We start from the raw sequence: 17,318 nt of genomic DNA, 5'->3' as shown, positions 1-17,318 counted from the left end.
GGCTCGCTCCTACAGTGGGCGACTCCCCCGACCAACCGCTTCAATGACTTCTGCCACCGATACCGCGCCGCTCCAGGATTTCGAGATCCGCCGCTTCGATGCGCCGGTCGGCGCCGAAGTGATCGGCCTCGACATCGCCAGGCCCATCAGTGCCGCCGACTTTGCCCGCATCCATCGCGCGCACCTGGACCACCATGTGCTGGTCTTCCGGGACCAGCGAATCACGCCCGACCAGCACATCGAGTTCAGCCGCCGCTTCGGCCCGCTCGAGATCCACGTGCTGCACCAGTTCCACCTGGCGGGCCATCGCGAGATTTTGATCGTCTCCAACATCAAGAAGCCCGACGGCGAGCCGCTGGGCCTCGGCGATGCCGGCGCGTACTGGCATTCGGACATTTCATACAAGCCCAAGCCCAGCCTGGGCTCGCTGCTCCATGCGCAGGAGTTGCCGAGCGAGGGGGGCGACACGCTCTTCGCCGACCAGCACCTGGCATGGGAAGGGCTCAGTCCGGCCTTGCAGCAACGCATCCTGCCGCTCAAGGCCGAGCACAGCTACCTTGCGAAGTACGAGGAGCTGCGCGCGAAGAACCCCTGGCGTCCCAAGCTCTCCCAGGCGCAGATCGACCAGGTCGCGCCAGCCGTGCAGCCGGTGGTACGCACCCATCCCCAGACCGGCCGCAAGGCGCTGTTCGTCAGCGAGCATTTCACGACCCGGATCGTCGGGTTGCCGCAGGACGAGAGCGATGCGCTGCTGGGCGAGCTGTTCGCTCACAGTGTCAAGCCCGAGTACGTGTACCGCCATCGCTGGGCGCCGCATGACCTGGTGTTCTGGGACAACCGTTCGCTGATGCACCTGGCGGCGGGGACGCCTGATCAACTGCGGCGCAAGCTCTATCGGACCACTATCGAAGGGGATGTGCCTTTCTGAATGGCGAGGGGGGAGGGTTGCGCACCCTTGTTGTCGATTCGTCCGTTGTGCTTTTGTTGAGGCCGGAGCCGGGGCGAATTCCCGGCTCCGCACTCAACACAACAGCAACGTACGACTAGACAGCCCGGTGCCCCAAACTCGAGAGGGATCTAGGATCGTCCTCACCAACGTGGACAGGCGGGCGCCACGGCCCGATCGCGAGATTGCAGCACCTCGACACATTCCTCCTGACCACCGTGCGCGCAGCGCCGCGCAGGTACCGCATGCCCCCGTTGCCGATCGACGCCGATGCGGCGGCGTCGATCGGGGTGGACGCCGCACTGGCATTCGCGATCGAAGCCGTGCGCGCCATGCAGGAACACGGATCGACGGCGCCGGCGCGCATGAAGGATTTCTTTACGCACGCCCTTGCCGGGCTGATCCGCAGGGCGCTCGCCTCGGAAGGCGGCGATCCGGCATTCCAGGCACTCGTGCTCCAGGCGCAGAGCGCGGAAGTTCGCGAGCACGTGCGCTTGGCCGCGCAGGTCGCGAGCGACCGCCGTGCGGTTCGTGCCGCCACGGACGCCATCGGACATCCCGGCAAGCTGCGCGACCTGCCCGCCGGCGAGACGCGCGATGCGCTGGCCCGCTTGCACGGTCTCGCGGCCGACGGTGCCTGGACAGAGCTTGCCGCGGCGACCGAGCAGCCACTCGCGCAGGACATCACGGCCGGGGAGCAGGTGCCTTCACTGCTGGAAGGGCTCCGATCGAGCCCGGCGCTGCAGCGCCTTGCGCAGGGCAGCGCATTGCTGCGCAACGAAGCCGTGCAACGCTACCTGCGGCTGAGCGAACGAAGGGGGCCGCTGGCAGGCAGCGATGCCGCGGCCACGTCGGGCCGCGCTTCGGCCCGCCTGGGCGAGCTGGCCGAGCACACCACCGTGCAGGCTTTCGGCGGCATCGCCGAGCTGCTGAACCGGCACCGCGAACAAGGGGCCGCCTATCGTGTCGTGCGAAGCCTTCGCCCACCGCGAGGCTTCCCCGGAGAGACGAACAAGGCGAAGGACGAATGGGACGCGGCCATCGTGCGACCCGGCCCGGACGGCGACGAGATCGTTCTTCTTGCGGAAATCAAGGCATCCCCCGCTGCTGCGACGTCCGACTTCTCGCGGCTCCTGCGCGGCTTGCGGCGACTCGCGCATGCCGATCCCGGCCGGACCTACGCCTTTGCTTCGCCAGACGGCCAGGCATACATCGCGGGCGCATCGCTTTGCAGGCTCCGGCCCCACGGCCATTCGCTGCCGCATCACGTGATCTATTGCTGTTCCGCGCCGGCCGAATCGCATCCGCCATTCTTGAGTGCGGCGACGAAGGCAGTTCTGCTCGGCGAGCCCGCAAGCCTCGCATTCGCGTGCCGGCTCGCTCGCGGCGAGGCACCACCGGATTCGGATCTCCTGGCGGTGTGGAACGCCCTGGCGAACGAGCCTCGATTGCGCTCGGCGCTGTACCAGTACGAAACCGCGAAGCAGGTGCGGGAGGCCATGGTGCATCCGCTCGACCTGTTGTCTGCCATGGGCGACGGCCCGGCCTAGCCTCGGGCCGGACGCGAGCCGCATCACGAACTGGTGGGGGCGTCAGCGGCTTGGCCGGCGGCTGTCCGCTCGTGCCAGATCTCCATCGCGGCGAGCGCGACCGCGAGCACGACGGGCCCAAGAACGAGACCGGATGCACCGAACGCGAACAGGCCGCCGACGATCGCAATGAAGGTGAGCAAGGTGTGCAAGCGCAGCTTGCTGCCGACGAAGATGGGATACAGGAGGTTGTCGATGAGCGCAACCACGACCGAACCCCAGGCGGTCAGGACCAGCGCCTTCTCCCAGCTGCCTTCCATGGCGAGCAGGATGGCAGCAGGGATCCAGACGACGGCCGCCCCCACCAGGGGCAGCACCGACAGCAGGCACATCACCGTGCCCCACAGCAAGGGCGCGGGCAGGCCCAGCCACCAGAACATGAGACCGCCCAGCGTGCCTTGTATGACTGCCACGAACAGTGTGCCGAAGACGCTTGCTCTCACGACCTCCTCGATCCGCCTCGACAGCCGGTCTGCCTCGCTCGTGGTCAGCGGCAGGGTCGAACGCAGGTGGCGCAGCGCCGCCTCGCGGTCGCGCAGCAAATAGAACAGGGCAAAGAAAGTGATCAGGAGCTGCATCCCGGCCCAGACCGAACCGGTCACCAGGCCCGAGAGACCTGGCGCCAGCTGCTTCGTCAGTTCGTCGGTGGACGGCACATGCCTCGACACGAAAGAGGCGACCGGGGCAAGGGATGGATTGCTGCGCAACGCCTTGTCGATCCTGCTGCGAACCGATTCCGAACGCAAGCTCTCCCAGCCGTCCTTCACCTTGCTCGCGAGGGTCGGCGCGGTCGCCGCGATGGGCGCTGCAATGAACATGACCATGACCGCTGTCGCCAGGGCTGCGCTCGCGTTGCGATTGTGGATTCGCTTCGCCAAGCGGCGGTGCAAGCGGGACCCGAGGATGGCCAGCGCGAGCGCCCAGGCCAGCGCCGGTACGAACGGCTCGGTGATTCGCCAGCACAGGTAGAACACCAATGCGGTCATCACCGCCAGGACCAGCGCCGAGGTGCGGGGCCTCGTGAGCCAGCCGGCCGGCTCGCCCTGCTCTTCAGGGTCGGCCGCATCGGGGACATCGCGTCTGTGCGGAGTGTCGGCCATCTGTTCAGCGGCGGCCCTGCTGCCGCAGCGCGCGCAGCTCCTGCATCAGGAAGCCGCGCGCCTCGCGCGTCTTGCCGTCCGCGAGCTTGACCATGTAGGGCTTGCCCGTCAGCTCCGAGCGCGAGGCGCAGCGCTCGATGAAGTCTTCAGCCGTGACGATCTCCTTGTGGAAATGCTTGTACTTGGCCTGCATGTGCTCGGCTGCCTCGGCCGCGTTGTGCGCCTCGTTGTTGCGCAGGAATTTCATGGTCGTCATGCCCTGGACGCGCGCGATCAGGGCCATGATCAACTTGTGTTCCTGCTCCGAGGGCGTGGCGGCGGCGAGTGGGGCCATGGCGGCAAGCAGGGCGAGGGTTGCGATGCGCAGGCATCGGCGACGATCGGGCATGGGGCCTCTTGTTCGAGCTGTTTGGCGGCGATGCTCGCCCAGCCGGGGCAGCGTGTCAAACCGCCGCCTCGGGTCTAATCGGCTTCTTTGGCCCGTTTCTCCATGAGCTCCACCGCCTCGCCCCAGGATGCCCTGCGCATCGTCCACGCCCTCGCCGACGCCGCCGCCGCCCATTCGCTGCCCCTGTTCCGCACGCCGTTGGAGGTGATCGCGAAGGCCGACGAAAGCCCGGTCACGATGGCCGACCGCGCGGCCGAGGCGGCGATGCGCGAGATCCTGCGCACCGAGCGGCCGGCCGACGGCATCTTCGGCGAGGAGCACGGCCTGGAACGCGTGGACGCCGCCAACGTCTGGGTGCTCGACCCGATCGACGGCACGCGCAGCTTCATCACAGGCTCGCCGCTCTGGGGGACGCTGATCGGGCTGGTGCGCGGCGGCCGCGTCGAGCTGGGCATGGTCGACATGCCGGTGCTGGGCGAGCGCTGGGTCGGGCAGGCCGGCCTCGGTGCGCAGCGCAACGGGCAGCCGGTGCACGTGAGCGCCTGCGACCGCGTCGAGGCGGCGCGCATCTTCACCACCTCGCCGGACATCTTCGGCCCGGCCGACTGGGAAGCCTTCGACCGGCTGAGCCGGCGCTGCGCGATGCGCCGCTTCGGCGGCGACTGCTACAGCTACGCCCAGCTGGCCGGGGGCAGCATCGACCTGGTGGTGGAGACCGGCTTGCAGCCCTACGACTACCTCGGTCCGGCCGGCCTGATCGAGGCCGCGGGCGGCGTGATCACCGACTGGGAAGGCCGGCCGCTGGGCCTGGCCTCGAACGGCCGCGTCGTTGCCGCGGCCACGCCCGCGCTGCACCGCGAGGCGCTGGCGATCCTGAACGCCCAGGTGTGAGGCGTCACGGGACGGATGTCCCGCCCGCGCGCCGCGCCACGGCCCCCGTCCGCTGAAAACGGGACAGACGCCCCGGCGACGGAACGCGCCTTGTCGCGAACAATCGATGCTTCCCTTCATGTTTCATGGGAGTCCTTCGATGTCCATCCACGCGATCCACGCCGCGCCCGCCAAGCGCTTCCATGTTGCGCACGCCTGCGCCGCTGCCGCGCTGCCGGGGCGGCACGTGGCCTCGCTGGGCCTGATCGATATCGAGGCTCTCGGAGGCGGCGTGCACCGGGGGCTGCCGCATGAGCTCTTCATGGTCACGGCCTACTGCGACGAGCGGCTGGACTGCCGCGCCGCCGGCGATGGCGGCGCGCTGCGCGTCATGGTGTCGGCCCTGCGCACGCGCCCCGTGGACTTCCAGACGCAGGGCCGCGGGCAGCTGGCGGTGGCGATGCTCACGCCGCTGGGCCTGCTGCGCGCCTTCGGCCGGCCCTGGGACAACCTGTGCAACGAACGCTTGCCGCTGCGCGAGATCGTGCCCCCTTACCAGGAGGCGATCCTGCATGGCGCGCTGATCGGTGCGGCGGCGGGTCCGGAGCGCTGCGCGGTCTTCGGGCGCTGGCTCGAGACCCGCATCGGCGAGCGCCGCCCGCTGGGCTGGCAGGCCGAGCGCGTGGCGGCGGCGGCGATGTCGCTGCTCGAGGCGCCCGAGCTGTCGGTCGACGAGCTGGCCTGCCAGCATCGGGTGAGCCGGCGCCAGCTGGAGCGCGACTTCCGTCAATGGCTGGGCGTCGCACCCGCCGGCTATGCGCGGCTGGTGCGCTTTCAGCGCGCCGCCTGCGCGATCGCCGACGGCATGCCGCTGGCGCATGTGGCGGCGGAGCAGGGCTATGCCGACCAGGCCCACATGACCCGCACCTTCTCCGACACGGCGGGCGTCACGCCGCGCCAGCTGCGCGAGGGCGGTGGCCCCGCACGCGCACTGCGGGCGGCCTTCGCGCAGCGCATGATCATGCTGCCCGCCGGGGGCGAGCCCGAGGCGCTTCGGCTGGCGGCCTGAGCGGCCAGGCGAGCACCTTGCCGCTGTCGCTCCACGCCTCGGTGGCGAGGGCTGCGGAGCGGATGGTGGCCTGCATGTCGCAGGCTGCGATGCCGGCCGCGGCCAGCGCCAGCAGCAGGCCGGCCAGGCCGGCGCGGAACGCCTCGTCGAACATGCGCATCTCCTTGCGTGGTGTCGAGTGACCGATGTTCCGCCAGTGGCGCAGTGGGGTCTTGCAGTTTTGCGACATGCCGCGACCCCGGGCGCTAGACTGCTCACATGATTCGCTGGCTGATCGTCGTCGTGCTCGCGCTGCTGTTGATGAGCGGCCTGACGCAATGGCTGCGGCGCTTCGGCTTCGGGCGCCTGCCCGGCGACTTCGAGTTTCGCGCCTTCGGGCGCGAGTGGCAGCTGCCGATCGGGAGCACCGTGGTGCTCAGCCTGATCGCAGCCTTGATTGCACGATGGATCTGACCCCATGAGAGCCTGCGTCGATATCGGCGGCACCAAGCTGGCCGTGAGCCTCTCGCCCGACGGCAGCACTGCGCTGATCGGCCGCCGCAGCGAGCCCACCGCCAAGACCGGCAGCAACGATGCGGTGGCGCTGCAGATCCTGCGGCTCATCGACGAGATCAGCGCCGAGCAGGGCATCGCGGCCGCCTCGATCGACCGCGTGGGCGTGTCCTCGGCCGGCCCCTTCGTGCTGCGCGACGGCCGGGTCGAGCTCGCCACACCCAACATCTGCGGCGGCATCGCGGGCCCGGCGCGCGGCTTGCCCAACGACTGGATGACGGCCGTGCTGGAGGCGCCGCTGCGGGAGCGCTTCGGTCATGTGCGGGTCGAGAACGACGCCGTGGCCGCGCTCGAGGCCGAGCGCACCTGGGGCGCGCTGCAAGGCACGGACCATTGCGCCTATGTCACCTGGAGCACCGGCGTCGGCGTGGGCCTGTGCGTGGACGGCCGCATCCTGCACGGCAAGAACGGCAACGCGGGCCACGCGGGCCACAGCTTCGTGGCCGACGACGATAACGATGCGTTGTGCGGCTGCGGCAACGTCGGGGACGTGGAGGCCCTGGTCGCCGGCAACTCCATCGCGCGCCGCTTCGGCCAGCCGCCGCCGGAGCTGTTCGCCGCCGCTGCTGCCGGCGAGCCGCAGGCCCTGGCCACCACCGAGGCGCTGTGCCGGGTGATGGGCCGCATGCTCTACAACCTGATCGCCACGCTCGACCTCGAGCGCATCAGCCTGGGCGGCAGCGTGTTCTGGCACAACCGCGATTTCCTGCTGCCGCGCCTGCAGGCCGAGATCGACGGCAAGCTGGTCGCACTCACCCGCGAGGCGGTGCTGGTGCCCGCCGGGCTGGGCGACAAGGTCGGCGACTACGCCGCCCTGGCCTTGCTCGATTAAAGGAACATCCCGCCCGACACTTCGATGCGCTGCCCGGTGATCCAGCGGTTCTCCGGCTGGAGCAGCGAGGAGATCGCACCGCCGATGTCGTCCGGTACGCCCACGCGGCCCAGCGCCGTCTGGGACGCGATGTGGCTGTTGACCTGGGCGTTGTCGCGCACCAGGCCGCCGCCGAAGTCGGTCTCGATCGCGCCCGGCGCCACCACGTTGACGGCGATGCCGCGCGCGCCCAGCTCCTTGGCCTGGTAGCGCGTCAGCACCTCGATGCCGCCCTTCATCGCCGCGTAGGCCGCATGGCCCGGGAGGGTAAAGCGCGCGAGGCCCGTCGAGATGTTGACGATGCGCCCGCCATCCGCGATCAGCGGCAGCAGCTTCTGGGTCAGGAAGAACGGGCCCTTGAGCTGGATGTTCAGCAGCTGGTCGAACTGCTCCTCGCTGGTTTCTTCGAAGCTCGCATAAATGCCGATGCCGGCGTTGTTCACCAGGTAGTCGAAGCGCTCGCGCTGCCAGACCTCGGTCAAGGCCGTCTTCACCTGGGCCGCGAAGGCGGCGAAGCTCGCGCTGTCCGCCACGTCGAGCCGCAATGCGACTGCGCGGCGGCCGAGGGCCTCGACCTGCCGCGCCACCTGCTGCGCCTCTTCGGCGCCGCTGCGGTAGGTCAGCAGGATGTCGACGCCGCGCTCGGCCAGCTTCAGCGCTGTGTTCTTGCCCAGGCCGCGGCTGCCGCCGGTGATGAGGGCGATGGGGGGGCTGGGGGTCCGGTCAGGGGTGCTCATGTCGCTTCCTTTGAAAAAGTGCTACGGTGAAGTGAACTTTAGGGAAGAACAATGAGCCGATAAACTGCCAGAAAAAGATAGAACTGTTCAGGTGAGAAGAACAATCGTCAACGGCAAGCGCCTCTTCGTCATGGACCTCGACACGCTCCGCATCTTCGCCAAGGTGGCCGAACTGGCCAGCTTCACCCGCGCCGCCGAGCAGCTGGGCCATCCCAAGGCGCGGGTCTCCACCGCCGTGCAGCAGCTCGAGGGGCAGCTCGGCACGCGCCTGCTGCACCGGACCACGCGCAGCGTGCGCCTGACGCAGGACGGCGAGCAGTTCCTCGAGCGCGCCAAGGAGCTGGTGGCGGACGCGGAGGAGCTCCAGTCGATGTTCCAGCAGGCGCCCAGCGCCCTGCGCGGGCGGCTGCGCGTGGATTTGCCTGTGGGCCTTGCGCGCCGCATCGTGATCCCGCGGCTGCCCGAGTTCTTTGCCGCGCACCCGCAATTGGCGCTGGAGCTCAGCACCACCGACCGGCTGGTGGACCCGGTGCACGAGGGCTTCGATTGCGTGCTGCGCATCGGCCCGCTGCGCGATTCGGGGCTGGTGGCGCGTCCGCTGGGGCGGCTGCGTCTGATCAACTGCGCAAGCCCGGGCTACCTGCGCGCCCACGGCGTGCCGCACGCGCTGGAGGACCTCGGGGGGCATCGCCTGGTCCACTACTCGCCCACGCTGGGCGGCCAGCCCGCCGGGTGGGAGTACCACGATGGGGAGCGCTACCGCTTCCAGCCCATGGGCGGGCTGATCACGGTCAACAGCTCCGAAGCCTACGAAGCCGCCTGCCTCGCAGGCCTGGGCCTGATCCAGGCGCCGGCGCTGGGCCTGCAGGCGCTGATCGACCAGGGGCTGCTGGAGGAGGTCATGCCGCAGGCGACGGCTGAGCCGATGCCGGTGACGCTGCTCTATCCGAACCGGCGGAATCTCTCGCAGCGCGTGCAGGCAATGCTCGACTGGCTGGCGCAGACGCTGTCGCCCTTGCTGCGCTAGGGCCGAGCGCCGTGGCGATGGCGCCCAGGCGCCGCAGCGCGGCATCGACCGCCTCGCCATAGGGCCAACCGCAGTTGATGCGCAGGTAGTGGTCGAAGCGCGAGGAGTTCGAGAACAGCGTGCCGGGCGCCACCACGATGCGCTCGACCAAAGCCGCGTCGAAGAGCCGTGTGGATGACAGGCGCTCCGGCAGCTCCACCCACAGCTGCAGGCCGCCCGGCGGCAGGTTGATGCGCGTGCCCGGCGGAAAGCAGCCGGCGATCGTGTCGGCGGTCTGCTCGCGCTGCGTCTTCAGGCACTGGCGCAGATGGCGCAGGTGGCGGTCGTAGCCGCCGGTGGCCATGAATTCGCCGGCCGCGGCCTGCGCGAGCGCCTCGTTGTTGCGCGTCTGCGCGAACTTGAGCATCTCCACCCGCGCCTGCCAGCGCCCGGCTGCCATCCAGCCCAGCCGCAGCCCGGGCGCGAGGATCTTGTGCAGCGAGGCGCAGTGGATCACGTTGCCTGATGCATCGAAGGACTTGAGCGCGCGTGGCGGCACCGGCGCGTCGATGAGCTCGCTGTAGGTGTCGTCCTCGATCAGCGGGATCGCATGCTGCTCGCAGAGTTGCGCAAGCCGCGCCTTGTGGGCGTCGGGCATCACGCTGCCGAGCGGGTTCTGCAGGTGCGGCACCACCACCACTGCCTTGATGTTGTCGTAGGTGCGGATGGCGAGGTCCAAAGCCTCGATCGAGAGCCCCGTCTGCGGGCTGGTCGGGATCTCCAGCGCCTGCAGCCCCAGGCTCTCGAGCACCTGCAGCAGGCCATAGAAGGTGGGTGACTCCACGGCGACCGTGTCGCCCGGCTGCGCGACGGCGCGCAGCGCGAGGTTCAGTGCTTCGATGCAGCCGTTGGTCACCAGGATGTCGTCAGGCGAGATCGCCATGCCGACGCGCAGGCTGCGCTGCGCGAGCACTTCGCGGAAGGGGCGGTGGCCCTTCAGCGGCGCGGCGACCGCCAGCATGCCGGGACGCTGCCGCAGCAGCCGCGTCATGGCGTTGCGCAGCGCCTCGGCGGGATAGAGCTCCGGCGCGCCGCGCGCGATGGAGAGGTCGAGCTTCTCGATCACCTGGCGGCGGCGCGCCACGAACTCCGAGACCTTGGCGTGGATGCCGACGTACTGCGCCGGATCGGGCGCCCGGTCGGCCGCGGGCTCGTCCATCGGCGCCATCGCCAGGCGCAGCGGCCGGCGCACGAAATAGCCCGAGCGCTCGCGTGCCTCGACCCAGCCTTCGCTTTCCATCGAGCGGCACAGCTGAAGCGCGGTCGACAGGCTGATGCCGTGCTGGCGCATCAGGTGGCGCAGCGAGGGCAGCTTGTCGCCCGCCTTGAGCGAGCCGGCGCGGATCGCGTCGAGGTAGTGCGCGGCGAGCTGGCGGTAGAGCGGGATGGAGTCCATGGAGCGATGCTGCGGGAAGGACCGTGGCGGGAACAGATGCAGACAGCGGCGAAAACCACCATAACAGATGCAGGGCGGGGGCGACTGTTCCGGCTTCGATCGTCCCGGGCTGTGCCTGTTTTCCGAGCGGCTTGCTGCCTACGATTTCAGCATCCACCACTCGCCGAGGCCCGCCATGATTTCCACGGATTTCTCTTCCACCACGAGGCTCCTGCCCGGGCAGTCGCTGCGGGTGGCCCTCGATGCCGGCACCGCGCTGATGGTGCTGGAAGGCCGGGTGCGGATCGTCTCGCCGCCATCATGGTTCGGCGAGACCGCGTTCAGCGTCAAGAACGAATTCGAGGAGGGCGAGGCCTATGTCGCCGAACGCGGGGGCTGGGTCGAGGTCGATGCGCTGGCACCGGCGCGGGTTTGCGGGTTGCCGCAGCCGGTGCCGGGCACGGGGCTCCGCTCTTCGCCGGTGACGCGGCTGCTGCGGCTGCTGCTCGCCTAGCGCACGCTCTCCGCCTCGCGCAGCGCGTCGAGGAAGGTGCGCCGCCACCAGTGCACATCCTGCGCGCGGATGCGCGACAGCAGCTTCTGGTGGCGCTCCCGGCGTTCCTCCAGCGGCATCTGCAGCGCCTGCTGCACCGTCTCGGCGGTGCCGTGGGTGTCGTATGGATTGACCAGCAGCGCTTCCCTCAACTGCTCGGCGGCCCCGGCGAAGCGCGACAGCACCAGCACGCCGGGGTCGGCCGGGTCCTGCGCCGCGATGTATTCCTTGGCCACGAGGTTCATGCCGTCGCGCAGTGGCGTCACCAGCCCGACCGCCGCGGCCCGGCACAGGCCCGGCACGCGCTTGCGCGCCACCATGCGGTGGATGTAGCGCACCGGCATCCAGTCGAGCTCGCCGTAGTCGCCATTGATGGCGCCGCACAGCGCCTCGAGCTCGCGCCGGATGTCGGCGTAGGCGTCCACCGTCTCGCGGGTGGGCGAGGCGATCTGGATCAGCGTCGCGCTGCGGCGGTTCTCGGGGTAGTTGGCCAGCAGCTCGCGGAAGGAGCGCACGCGGTTGGGGATGCCCTTGGAATAGTCGAGCCGGTCGATGCCCAGCAGCAGCCGCCGGCTGGAGTACTCGCGCCGCATCGTCTCGAACATGTCGCGCGATTCCTTTGCGTGGGTGAGCGCGGCGAATTCGTCGACGTCGATGCCGATCGGGAAGGCGCTGCAGCGCACCGTCTGGCCATAGGCGCGGTAGAGGTCGCGGCCCAGGGCCTCGCCGTTGGCTTCGTTGCGCACGTACTGCTCGAAGTGCTGCACGTCCTGCTGCGCCTGGAAGCCGATCAGGTCGTACGCGAAGAGCGAGCGCATCAGCCATTCGTGCTGCGGGATCGCGGCCATGATGATGTGCGGCGGCAGCGGGATGTGCAGGAAGAAGCCGATGCGCTGGCGGCAACCCATGCCGCGCAGCTCGGCCGCCAGCGGGATCAGGTGGTAGTCGTGGATCCAGATGATGTCGTCGCTCTTCAGCATCGGCAGCAGCTTGCGCGCGAACAGCTGGTTCACGCGCCGGTAGCCGCCGATGAAGCCGGCGTCGAAGTTCGCCAAGTCGAGCCGGTCGTGGAACACCGGCCACAGCACGTCGTTGGCGTAACCCAGGTAGTAGCTGTCGTGGTCCTCGCGGCTCAGGTCGATGGTGGCGAGCGTGACCTTGCCGGCCTGCTGGATGCGCAGCTCGCCTTCGCCCGTGGGGCCATCCTCGACGATGTTGCCGCTCCAGCCGAACCACAGCCCGCCGGTCTGCTGCAGGCTCTCGCCGAGCGCAACGGCCAATCCGCCGGCAGCGGGCTTGCGGGGATCGGCAACGCGATTGGAAAGGACGACGAGCCGGCTCATGGGCTGGTGACGGTCATATGCAGGAGTCCCAGGGTGCCGACAGCCGCACGGCCGCGTTGATGATCCCCACCATCGAGTAGGTCTGCGGGAAGTTGCCCCACATCTCGCCCGTGACCGGATGGGTGTCCTCCGACAGCAGGCCCAGCGGGTTGCGCGCCGCCAGCATGGTTTCGAAGATCTGCCGCGCCTCGGCCTTGCGGCCGATCTTGGCGAGGGCGTCGATGCGCCAGAAGGTGCAGATGTTGAAGGCGGTTTCGGGCTTGCCGAAATCGTCGGCCGCCTCATAGCGGCGCATGTAGGGGCCGTCGCACAGCGACTTCTCCATCGCCTCGACCGTGGAGATGAAGCGCGGGTCGCGCGCGTCGATCAGGCCGACCTCGGTCATCAGCAGGATGCTCGCATCGAGCTCGTGGCCGCCGAAGCTCTCGGCGAAGGCCTGGCGCTCCTCGCACCAGGACTTGGCGAGGATCTCCTCTCGCATCCGCGAGGAATGGCCGTGCCAGTAGGCCGCGCGCTCGGAAAGGCCCAGGGCGCGCGCCACCTTGGCCAGCCGGTCGCACGCGGCCCAGCTCATCAGCGCCGAGCTGGTGTGCACGCGGGCACGCGTGCGCAGCTCCCACATGCCGGCGTCGGGCGTGCCGTAGACCCGGATCGCCTGCTCGCCCACCGCCTCCAGGTGCGGGAACTCGGCCACGCCGCCGCGGCTGAGCAGCCGGTGGTCGTGGAAGGCCTGCGAGGCGCCCAGCACGATGTTGCCGTAGACGTCGTGCTGGAAATGCTCCTGCGCCTGGTTGCCCACGCGCACCGGGCCCATGCCGCGGTAGCCGGTCAGCCCCTCGACGAAGGACTCGGGCAGCTCGCGTTCCAGGCCGATGCCGTACAGCGGCTGGATGTGCTCGCCGTGCGAGCCGATCACCACGTTGGCCAGCCAGCGCAGGTAGTCCTCCATGGTGCCGACTTCGGAGAGGCTGTTGAGCGCCCGAACCACGAAGAAGGCGTCGCGCAGCCAGCAGTAGCGGTAGTCCCAGTTGCGCTGGCTGCCCGGCGCTTCGGGGATGCTGGTGGTCATGGCGGCCACGATGGCGCCCGTGTCCTCGTAGAGGGACAGCTTGAGCGTGATGGCGGCGCGGATCACCGCGTCCTGCCATTCGAAGGGGATCGCGAGCCGCTTGCTCCAGGTGCGCCAGTAGGCGATGGTCTCCTGCTCGAAATGGCGCGCCGTGTCGGCGATGCCGTCCATCAGCGTCTCGTCGGCGCCGAGCACGAAGTTGTGCTCGCGCGACAGCACGAAGGGTTGCATAGAGAGCACGTGGGAGACCGGCGCGTCGGTGTTGAGGCGCAGCGCGAAGTCCGGGCCCACGTAGCGGATGTGATTGCTGCCGCGCGTGATCTGCGGCGGCGTGCCGCCCCACTGGAAGCGCGGCGCCAGCGAGACGCGCACGCGCGGCGTGCCCTGGATGGGCTTCACCCGGCGCACGATGGTGAGCGGCCGGAAGTAGCGCGAGCGGCTGTAGAAGCGCGGTGCGAAGTCCGTGATCTCCACGCCTTGTCCGGCGCTGTCGAAGAGCTGAGTGCGCAGCACGGCCGTGTTCGGCTCGTACCACTGCTTGCTGGAGGCGAAGTCCTCGATCTCGATGGCCCAGGCGCTTGCGTCCTCGCCGGTGTGCAGCAGTGCATTGAACACCGGCTCGCCATCGAAGCGCGGCAGGCAGCACCAGACCACACGGCCGCGCGCGTCGATCAGCGCGCTGAAGGAGCAGTTGCCGATCACGCCGAGATTGAGGGAAGGCTCTGCCGGCGGGCCGAAGCCGCCACGCGCAGCCGGTCGGGTCACCGCTTCGGGCTGGGCGGCGGGCTTGTCGCTGGCGCTTGCGGCGCCTGCGATGGAGTCGCCGGCTCGGCTTCGCTGCTGCAGTTCTTCCTCCGTGGTCTCGACCTCTTGCAGGTTTTTCGTCATGCAGGTTTTCCTTGGGTGCCGGGTCGCGTGTCGGCCAGCAGTTTGCGCGCCTCGACCAGCCATTCGAACACGGCGAGCGGGGATTCGAGCCGGTGCAGCGCCAGGCTGGGCCCAGCCCCGACCTTGATCGCCACGCCGCCGCGCGGCTGCACGACGGCAAAGCCGCTCTCGTCGGTGGTGTCGTCGCCGGCGAAGACCGGCGTGCGGCCGGCAAACGGCGCCTCCTGCATGAAGGCGTCGATCGCGATTCCCTTGTTGATGCCGGCGGGCTTGACCTCGAACACGAACTTGCCGTGCATCAGTTCCAGCTGCGGCTGGTCGGTGATGGTGCGCAGCAGTGCATCCCGGCACACCGCCTCGAGCTGGGGTGCAAGCCGGTAGTGCAGCGCGATCGCAGCGTGCTTGCGCTCCACCAGCAGGCCCTCGTAGACGCGGGCCAGCTCGTTGGCGGTGTCCAGTACGTCGGTCAGATCGGGCGGGCGCTGCTCCTGCATCTCTCCTGTGGCATCGCGGCGCTGCACGCCGTGCTCGCCGGCGGCCGGCAGGCGCAGCGGCGCGAGGAAGCGGTCGAGCACGTCGATCTGCCGGCCGGACACCACCGCCAGCGCGCCGCCCAGCAGGTCGTGCAGGTCGCTGAGCAGGGGGACCAGTGCGCTGGGCACTTCGATCGCCTCCGGGGTCTCGGCGATCGCCACCAGCGTGCCGTCGAAGTCGAGGAAGAGCGCAGCGTCGTGGGTGAGGCGGGGGGGCGTCTGCATGGGGAAAACCATAGCAGACTCGGCAGGCGAAGAGGGTCGGCAAAAATCCAATTCAATTGAAACAAGGCGAACGCGTCGATGTGCCGACGTGCCGATGTGCGCGCAAGTCCTGTTGGGCCTTCAGTCCTGCGGCGCCAATGTTTCGGCCACGGCCGCCACACGCGCTCCGGCAATTCTTTCGGCGATCTTCGTTCCAGCCGCGCCCTCGGCCTGCGCCTGCGCGGCGATCGGTGCGGTTGCCACCGAGCGCGCCGCCGCCAGCGCCGCAAGCAAGCGTTGCCGCTGCGGGTAGGGCCTGTCTTCCATCCCCAGTCGCCCGCGCGCATCGCATTCGCAAGCCAGCAGCGCCTGCTCGAAGCGCGCCGGCTTGCGGAAGGCGTCGCAGCGCTCGAGCAGCCGCACCAGCGCCTGCGCGCCGAACTCGCCGCTGCGGTGGATGTTGCCGTGCTCGCGCGCCACCACTTCGGCAAGTTCGCGCAGCTCAACCGGAACGCGCCAGCGCTCGCAGACCGCGCGCAGCAGGTCGACGCTGCGCTGTTCGTGGCCGATGTGGCGCGGCAGCACCTCGGCCGGCGTGGTGCCCTTGCCGAGGTCGTGCACCAGGCAGGCGAAGCGCACCGGGAGCGGCGCATCGAGGCGGGCCGCCATGTCCAGCACCAGCATCAGGTGCCGGCCGGTGTCGACTTCGGGATGATGAGCCTCGGGCTGGGGCACTCCCCAGAGCCGATCCACCTCGGGCAGCAAGACGGCGAGCGCCCCGCATTCGCGCAGCAGCTCGAACATGCGCGAGGGCCTGGCTTCCATCAGGCCGCGCGCGAGCTCCTGCCAGACGCGCTCGGGCACCAGCGCGTCGACCTCGCCGGCGTCGACCATCCCGCGCATCAGCGCCATGGTTTCGGGCGCGACTCGGAAATCGGCGAAGCGGGCGGCGAAGCGCGCGACGCGCAGGATGCGCACCGGGTCCTCGCGGAAGGCATCGGTCACATGGCGCAGCACCTTGTCCTGCAGGTCGCGACGGCCGTGGAAGGGATCGACCACGTGCGTGAGGTCCAGCGCCGCGCCGGCCTTGGCGGACGGCAGCGCGATGGCGTTGATGGTGAGGTCGCGCCGCGCGAGGTCCTGCTCCAGCGTCACTTCGGGCGAGGCATGGACGATGAAGCCGCGGTAGCCGGGCGCGCTCTTGCGCTCGATGCGGGCCAGCGCGTATTCCTCGCGCGTCTTGGGGTGCAGAAAAACGGGGAAATCGCGGCCGACGGGCAGGTAGCCTTGCGCGGCCATCTCCTCGGGCGTGGCGCCGACCACGACCCAGTCGCGGTCGCTGCCGGGCCGGCCCAGCAGGGCATCGCGGATGGCGCCGCCGACGAGGTAGGTTTGCATGCGCCTCAGTTTAGGCGCGGCGCCCGTATCCCTCAGCTCTCGATGCGGTAAGGCTCGTCGACGACCACGAAGCGCTTCTCGACCAGCGCCTCGTCGATCCACGCCTTGACGCCCGGCAATTGCTGCACGCGCTCGATGTAGGCCGCGATCACGGCGGGCACCGGCAGGCCGAAGGTCTTGATGCGTACGCCGACGGGTGCGAAGTAAGCATCCGCGATGCCGAACTCGCCGAACAGCATCGGGCCGCCGTGCGCCTCCAGCAGGCCGCTCCACATCTGCACGATGCGCGCGAGGTCGGCGCGCACCTGCGGCTGGTCGCGCAGGATGATCTTGCCCTGCAGGCGCAGGTCGGCCTCGATGTTCATGCCGCAGTGGGTGCGCAGCGCGGTGAAGCCCGCATGCATCTCGGCGCAGACGCTGCGCGCATGCGCGCGGCGGGCCTTGTCGCGCGGCCAGAGGGCCTTGTCGGGGTGGTTCTCGGCGAGGTACTCGCAGATCGCGAGCGTGTCGTAGACGACGATTTCGCCGTCGACCAGCACGGGCACGCGGCCGGCCGGGTTGAGGGCCTGGATCGTCTTCTTGAAGTGCGAGTCGGCATCGAGGGAATCGAAGGGCACCATCACTTCCTCGAAGGCGATGCCGGCTTGCTTCATCAGCACCCAGGGGCGCATCGACCAGGACGAGTAATTCTTGTTGCCGATATAGAGCTTGAGCATCGGGATCTCCGGGGGTCTTGAAGGAAAAGCCTTCGATGCTAGCGCCCGGCC

At 69.4% G+C, this 17,318-nt stretch carries 17 protein-coding genes and 1 pseudogene; 8 read left to right on the top strand and 10 right to left on the bottom strand.

Going from position 1 to position 17,318, the window contains the following annotated elements:
- Positions 1 to 43 precede the first annotated feature (43 nt).
- Together ACMGEZ_RS17580 and ACMGEZ_RS17575 are read left to right on the top strand one after the other, a co-directional pair.
- Positions 44 to 928, top strand: a complete 885-nt coding sequence (locus tag ACMGEZ_RS17580) for a TauD/TfdA dioxygenase family protein (RefSeq protein WP_436823560.1) — start codon at positions 44 to 46, stop codon at positions 926 to 928.
- Between the two features lie 263 nt (positions 929 to 1,191).
- A complete protein-coding gene (locus ACMGEZ_RS17575; protein ID WP_436823559.1) occupies positions 1,192 to 2,496 on the top strand; it encodes a hypothetical protein in 1,305 nt (434 codons plus the stop codon).
- 23 nt (positions 2,497 to 2,519) lie between these two features.
- On the opposite strand, the gene ACMGEZ_RS17570 is transcribed toward ACMGEZ_RS17575, so the two are convergent.
- Both ACMGEZ_RS17570 and ACMGEZ_RS17565 read right to left on the bottom strand, forming a co-directional pair.
- A complete protein-coding gene (locus ACMGEZ_RS17570; RefSeq protein ID WP_436823558.1) occupies positions 2,520 to 3,635 on the bottom strand; it encodes an AI-2E family transporter in 1,116 nt (371 codons plus the stop codon).
- Between the two features lie 4 nt (positions 3,636 to 3,639).
- Entirely contained in the window at positions 3,640 to 4,023 is a 384-nt protein-coding gene (locus ACMGEZ_RS17565; RefSeq protein ID WP_436823557.1) for a DUF5329 family protein, read from the bottom strand.
- A 102-nt stretch (positions 4,024 to 4,125) separates the two neighbouring features.
- Here ACMGEZ_RS17565 and hisN point away from each other — a divergent pair, with 102 nt between their 5' ends.
- Positions 4,126 to 4,914, top strand: coding sequence for a histidinol-phosphatase (gene hisN, locus ACMGEZ_RS17560; RefSeq protein WP_436823556.1), 789 nt, complete (start codon positions 4,126 to 4,128; stop codon positions 4,912 to 4,914).
- Between the two features lie 139 nt (positions 4,915 to 5,053).
- Positions 5,054 to 5,962, top strand: a complete 909-nt coding sequence (locus ACMGEZ_RS17555) for a helix-turn-helix transcriptional regulator (protein WP_436823555.1) — start codon at positions 5,054 to 5,056, stop codon at positions 5,960 to 5,962.
- Here ACMGEZ_RS17555 and ACMGEZ_RS17550 read toward each other — a convergent pair.
- Positions 5,913 to 6,116, bottom strand: a complete 204-nt coding sequence (locus tag ACMGEZ_RS17550; protein ID WP_436823554.1) for a hypothetical protein — start codon at positions 6,114 to 6,116, stop codon at positions 5,913 to 5,915. The two genes, ACMGEZ_RS17555 and ACMGEZ_RS17550, sit on opposite strands and share 50 nt — an antisense overlap.
- A gap of 104 nt (positions 6,117 to 6,220) precedes the next feature.
- On the opposite strand from ACMGEZ_RS17550, the gene ACMGEZ_RS17545 reads away from it, so the two are divergent.
- Together ACMGEZ_RS17545 and ACMGEZ_RS17540 are read left to right on the top strand one after the other, a co-directional pair.
- Complete coding sequence (locus ACMGEZ_RS17545; protein WP_086924150.1) at positions 6,221 to 6,415, top strand: DUF2905 domain-containing protein; 195 nt, start codon at positions 6,221 to 6,223, stop codon at positions 6,413 to 6,415.
- A 4-nt stretch (positions 6,416 to 6,419) separates the two neighbouring features.
- Entirely contained in the window at positions 6,420 to 7,346 is a 927-nt protein-coding gene (locus tag ACMGEZ_RS17540) for an ROK family protein (protein ID WP_436823553.1), read from the top strand.
- Here ACMGEZ_RS17540 and ACMGEZ_RS17535 read toward each other — a convergent pair.
- Positions 7,343 to 8,122: an SDR family NAD(P)-dependent oxidoreductase gene (locus ACMGEZ_RS17535; protein WP_436823552.1), complete on the bottom strand. Its 780-nt coding sequence runs from the start codon at positions 8,120 to 8,122 to the stop codon at positions 7,343 to 7,345. The genes ACMGEZ_RS17540 and ACMGEZ_RS17535 overlap by 4 nt on opposite strands.
- A gap of 130 nt (positions 8,123 to 8,252) precedes the next feature.
- Here ACMGEZ_RS17535 and ACMGEZ_RS17530 point away from each other — a divergent pair, with 130 nt between their 5' ends.
- Positions 8,253 to 9,149: a LysR family transcriptional regulator gene (locus tag ACMGEZ_RS17530; RefSeq protein ID WP_436823703.1), complete on the top strand. Its 897-nt coding sequence runs from the start codon at positions 8,253 to 8,255 to the stop codon at positions 9,147 to 9,149.
- Between the two features lie 4 nt (positions 9,150 to 9,153).
- Here ACMGEZ_RS17530 and ACMGEZ_RS17525 read toward each other — a convergent pair.
- Positions 9,154 to 10,584: pseudogene (locus tag ACMGEZ_RS17525) on the bottom strand (aminotransferase-like domain-containing protein); the annotation flags it as partial.
- Positions 10,585 to 10,759: 175 nt separating this feature from the next.
- On the opposite strand from ACMGEZ_RS17525, the gene ACMGEZ_RS17520 reads away from it, so the two are divergent.
- Positions 10,760 to 11,077 carry a hypothetical protein gene (locus ACMGEZ_RS17520; protein ID WP_436823551.1) on the top strand — a complete coding sequence of 106 codons (318 nt, stop codon included), beginning with the start codon at positions 10,760 to 10,762 and terminating at the stop codon, positions 11,075 to 11,077.
- Here the strand turns inward: ACMGEZ_RS17520 and otsA are convergent.
- From otsA to ACMGEZ_RS17495, 5 genes are all read right to left on the bottom strand, one after another.
- Entirely contained in the window at positions 11,074 to 12,459 is a 1,386-nt protein-coding gene (gene otsA, locus ACMGEZ_RS17515) for an alpha,alpha-trehalose-phosphate synthase (UDP-forming) (RefSeq protein WP_436823550.1), read from the bottom strand. The two genes, ACMGEZ_RS17520 and otsA, sit on opposite strands and share 4 nt — an antisense overlap.
- 13 nt (positions 12,460 to 12,472) lie before the next feature.
- Entirely contained in the window at positions 12,473 to 14,416 is a 1,944-nt protein-coding gene (locus tag ACMGEZ_RS17510) for a glycoside hydrolase family 15 protein (RefSeq protein ID WP_436823549.1), read from the bottom strand.
- Positions 14,413 to 15,174 carry a trehalose-phosphatase gene (gene otsB, locus ACMGEZ_RS17505; protein WP_436823548.1) on the bottom strand — a complete coding sequence of 254 codons (762 nt, stop codon included), beginning with the start codon at positions 15,172 to 15,174 and terminating at the stop codon, positions 14,413 to 14,415. The genes ACMGEZ_RS17510 and otsB overlap by 4 nt, the downstream gene beginning before the upstream one ends.
- Before the next feature lie 120 nt (positions 15,175 to 15,294).
- Entirely contained in the window at positions 15,295 to 16,551 is a 1,257-nt protein-coding gene (locus tag ACMGEZ_RS17500; protein WP_436823547.1) for a multifunctional CCA addition/repair protein, read from the bottom strand.
- A 32-nt stretch (positions 16,552 to 16,583) separates the two neighbouring features.
- Positions 16,584 to 17,267: a glutathione S-transferase family protein gene (locus tag ACMGEZ_RS17495; RefSeq protein ID WP_436823546.1), complete on the bottom strand. Its 684-nt coding sequence runs from the start codon at positions 17,265 to 17,267 to the stop codon at positions 16,584 to 16,586.
- Positions 17,268 to 17,318: the final 51 nt, after the last annotated feature.

Origin of the sequence: Variovorax stachyos, assembly GCF_051400855.1 — a bacterium.
In the GTDB taxonomy this organism is placed as follows: domain Bacteria; phylum Pseudomonadota; class Gammaproteobacteria; order Burkholderiales; family Burkholderiaceae_C; genus Variovorax.
Note: the sequence above shows the minus strand (reverse complement) of the source record. Positions and strands in the feature narration are given on the sequence as shown.

Excerpts from the sequence above, each read along its gene's own strand:
- ACMGEZ_RS17580 (WP_436823560.1), top strand. The coding sequence starts at position 44 with ATGACTTCTGCCACCGATACCGCGCCGCTCCAGGATTTCGAGATCCGC.
- ACMGEZ_RS17575 (WP_436823559.1), top strand. The coding sequence starts at position 1,192 with ATGCCCCCGTTGCCGATCGACGCCGATGCGGCGGCGTCGATCGGGGTG.
- ACMGEZ_RS17570 (WP_436823558.1), bottom strand. The coding sequence starts at position 3,635 with ATGGCCGACACTCCGCACAGACGCGATGTCCCCGATGCGGCCGACCCT.
- ACMGEZ_RS17565 (WP_436823557.1), bottom strand. The coding sequence starts at position 4,023 with ATGCCCGATCGTCGCCGATGCCTGCGCATCGCAACCCTCGCCCTGCTT.
- hisN (WP_436823556.1), top strand. The coding sequence starts at position 4,126 with ATGAGCTCCACCGCCTCGCCCCAGGATGCCCTGCGCATCGTCCACGCC.
- ACMGEZ_RS17555 (WP_436823555.1), top strand. The coding sequence starts at position 5,054 with ATGTCCATCCACGCGATCCACGCCGCGCCCGCCAAGCGCTTCCATGTT.
- ACMGEZ_RS17550 (WP_436823554.1), bottom strand. The coding sequence starts at position 6,116 with ATGTTCGACGAGGCGTTCCGCGCCGGCCTGGCCGGCCTGCTGCTGGCG.
- ACMGEZ_RS17545 (WP_086924150.1), top strand. The coding sequence starts at position 6,221 with ATGATTCGCTGGCTGATCGTCGTCGTGCTCGCGCTGCTGTTGATGAGC.
- ACMGEZ_RS17540 (WP_436823553.1), top strand. The coding sequence starts at position 6,420 with ATGAGAGCCTGCGTCGATATCGGCGGCACCAAGCTGGCCGTGAGCCTC.
- ACMGEZ_RS17535 (WP_436823552.1), bottom strand. The coding sequence starts at position 8,122 with ATGAGCACCCCTGACCGGACCCCCAGCCCCCCCATCGCCCTCATCACC.
- ACMGEZ_RS17530 (WP_436823703.1), top strand. The coding sequence starts at position 8,253 with ATGGACCTCGACACGCTCCGCATCTTCGCCAAGGTGGCCGAACTGGCC.
- ACMGEZ_RS17520 (WP_436823551.1), top strand. The coding sequence starts at position 10,760 with ATGATTTCCACGGATTTCTCTTCCACCACGAGGCTCCTGCCCGGGCAG.
- otsA (WP_436823550.1), bottom strand. The coding sequence starts at position 12,459 with ATGAGCCGGCTCGTCGTCCTTTCCAATCGCGTTGCCGATCCCCGCAAG.
- ACMGEZ_RS17510 (WP_436823549.1), bottom strand. The coding sequence starts at position 14,416 with ATGACGAAAAACCTGCAAGAGGTCGAGACCACGGAGGAAGAACTGCAG.
- otsB (WP_436823548.1), bottom strand. The coding sequence starts at position 15,174 with ATGCAGACGCCCCCCCGCCTCACCCACGACGCTGCGCTCTTCCTCGAC.
- ACMGEZ_RS17500 (WP_436823547.1), bottom strand. The coding sequence starts at position 16,551 with ATGCAAACCTACCTCGTCGGCGGCGCCATCCGCGATGCCCTGCTGGGC.
- ACMGEZ_RS17495 (WP_436823546.1), bottom strand. The coding sequence starts at position 17,267 with ATGCTCAAGCTCTATATCGGCAACAAGAATTACTCGTCCTGGTCGATG.